The 2,431-nt window shown below is 59.6% G+C and carries 3 protein-coding genes; all 3 read left to right on the top strand.

From position 1 onward, the window contains the following. A partial coding sequence (locus EOA28_RS39200) for a hypothetical protein (protein ID WP_189342324.1) occupies positions 1-180 on the top strand: 180 nt, incomplete at its 5' end. 310 nt (positions 181-490) lie between these two features. Continuing rightward, positions 491-2,023 (top strand): acyl-CoA carboxylase subunit beta, encoded by a 1,533-nt coding sequence (locus EOA28_RS32510; RefSeq protein ID WP_126061014.1) that lies wholly within the window; start codon positions 491-493, stop codon positions 2,021-2,023. Positions 2,024-2,168: 145 nt separating this feature from the next. Continuing rightward, positions 2,169-2,431: hypothetical protein (locus EOA28_RS39705; RefSeq protein WP_210214986.1), on the top strand; the 263-nt coding region annotated here is incomplete at its 3' end.

The raw sequence follows: 2,431 nt of genomic DNA, 5'->3' as shown, positions 1-2,431 counted from the left end.
CGCGGCAAGCGTGGCCTTCAGCAGCGCGCCGCCGATGCCAAGGGCCGCGAAACCGGAAAGTTCCCCAGCGTCGTTGTTGGGGAGAGTGTTTTCGTTGGTCAAATTCATCTTCTTTCAAGCGGGCAATCGCCGCAAACGTCGATGGCGGCAGGGCGCAACCTGCCGTCGAAACAAATATAAGGAAACGACAAGGCGGCGGACGGGAAACGTCCGCGCGGCTGCGCTGTCGTGCCCGCGGACGTCATGCCCCGGGGCTTTTTCGCCGTCTTGCCGATCGACCGAGGCCGATTTGAAAGAGGGAAAACAGACGCAACCAGTCTCATTCGTGGAGAAAGCCGGACAGGCCGGCCCAAGCGCCTATGCGCTGCATATGGCCGAGTCCGGCCCGAAATGCAAGGGGCGTCATGTTGCAATGCAGCAAAACGAGGGTGCTTGCGCTCTCCTGCCCTCGCCATTACCACAAACCACTTATCCGTTTTGGGGACCAGCGATGAAAGACGTGCTGAAGGAACTCGAACGCCGCCGCGAGATTGCCCGCATGGGCGGCGGCAAGGACCGTATCGAGGCGCAGCACAAGAAGGGCAAGCTCACCGCCCGCGAGCGTATCGAGGTCTTCCTCGACGAGGGCTCGTTCGAGGAGTTCGACATGTATGTCGAGCATCGCTCGACCGATTTCGGCATGGAGAAAACCAAGATCGCCGGCGACGGCGTCGTCACCGGCTGGGGCACCGTCAACGGCCGCCCGGTCTATATCTTCGCCAAGGATTTCACCGTGTTCGGCGGTTCGCTGTCGGAGGCGCATGCCGAAAAGGTCATCAAGGTCCAGGAGATGGCGCTGCGCAACCGCGCGCCGATTATCGGGCTCTATGACGCAGGCGGCGCGCGCATCCAGGAAGGCGTGGCCGCGCTTGGCGGCTATGCCGAGATTTTTCAGCGCAATGTGCTCGCCTCAGGCGTGATCCCGCAGATATCGCTGATCATGGGCCCCTGCGCCGGCGGCGATGTCTATTCGCCTGCCATGACCGATTTCATCTTCATGGTGCGCGACACCTCCTACATGTTCGTCACTGGACCGGATGTGGTGAAGACGGTGACCAACGAGACGGTGACCGCCGAAAGCCTCGGCGGGGCTTCCGTCCACACGACCAAATCCTCGATCGCCGACGGCGCCTATGACAACGATGTCGAGGCGCTGCTGCAGATGCGCCGGCTGGTCGATCTGCTGCCGGCATCTAACACGGCGGAGATCCCCGAGATCGAGTGCTACCAGTCGGTGACGGACCACGACCTGTCGCTCGACCGGCTGATCCCCGACAACGCCAACAAGCCCTATGACATCAAGGAGCTGATCCTGAAGGTCGCCGACGAAGGCGATTTCTTCGAAATCCAACAGAGTTTTGCGAGAAACATCGTCACCGGCTTCGGTCGCGTCGAGGGGCGCACGGTGGGCTTCGTCGCCAACCAGCCGATGGTGCTGGCCGGCGTGCTTGATTCCGACGCCAGCCGGAAGGCGGCGCGCTTCGTGCGCTTCTGCGACTGTTTCTCGATTCCCATCGTCACCTTCGTCGACGTGCCGGGTTTCCTGCCTGGCACCGCGCAGGAATATGGCGGGCTGATCAAGCATGGCGCCAAGCTGCTCTTCGCCTATGCCGAAGCAACCGTGCCGAAGATCACCGTCATCACCCGCAAGGCCTATGGCGGGGCTTATGACGTTATGGCGTCGAAGCATCTGCGCGGCGACATGAACTATGCCTGGCCGACGGCGCAGATCGCCGTGATGGGCGCCAGGGGCGCGGTCGAGATCATCTACCGCAAGGACATCGGCGATCCGGAGAAAATTGCCGCCCATACAAAGACTTACGAGGATCGCTTCCTGTCGCCTTTCGTCGCCGCCGAACGCGGCTATGTCGATGAGGTGATCATGCCGCATTCGACGCGGCGTCGCGTGGCGCGCGCGCTGCGCATGCTGCGCAACAAGGACATGCAGAACCCCTGGAAGAAGCACGACAACATCCCGTTGTGAAACGCAGTATCCTCTGTTTGTCGATCGACGGTCGGATCAAAAAGTGGAAACTCTTAGAATTTGTATTGCTGCGTTTAACGCATCAGACCTCACAAAATGTGCCCCAGTCGGACTTAGCCTCGACGCTTGGGCTACCATCTTAGGTATGAGCACCTTGGCGATCCTCGGTATGCTTTTACGAGGATTCCGGTTCGGCTTTTTGGGCTTTGTTGGTCTAATTTCGAAGGCATTGGCTAGGGTTCGTTCTTTCATTTTCGGCTCGAACGATTATCGGGAGATGTGTCGCACTATCTTACCTTTGATGGAGGAAAATGGCAGGATATTCGAAGCTTTCGGACCAAAATCATCTGCAGCCGATGAATATACTCGGTTCGATCAGTCCCTTTGGGTTGCTCGCAGGGTAGGCAT

The organism is Mesorhizobium sp. M2A.F.Ca.ET.067.02.1.1 (assembly GCF_004023285.1).
In the GTDB taxonomy this organism is placed as follows: domain Bacteria; phylum Pseudomonadota; class Alphaproteobacteria; order Rhizobiales; family Rhizobiaceae; genus Mesorhizobium.
This window is presented reverse-complemented; position numbering and strand designations above follow the sequence as displayed.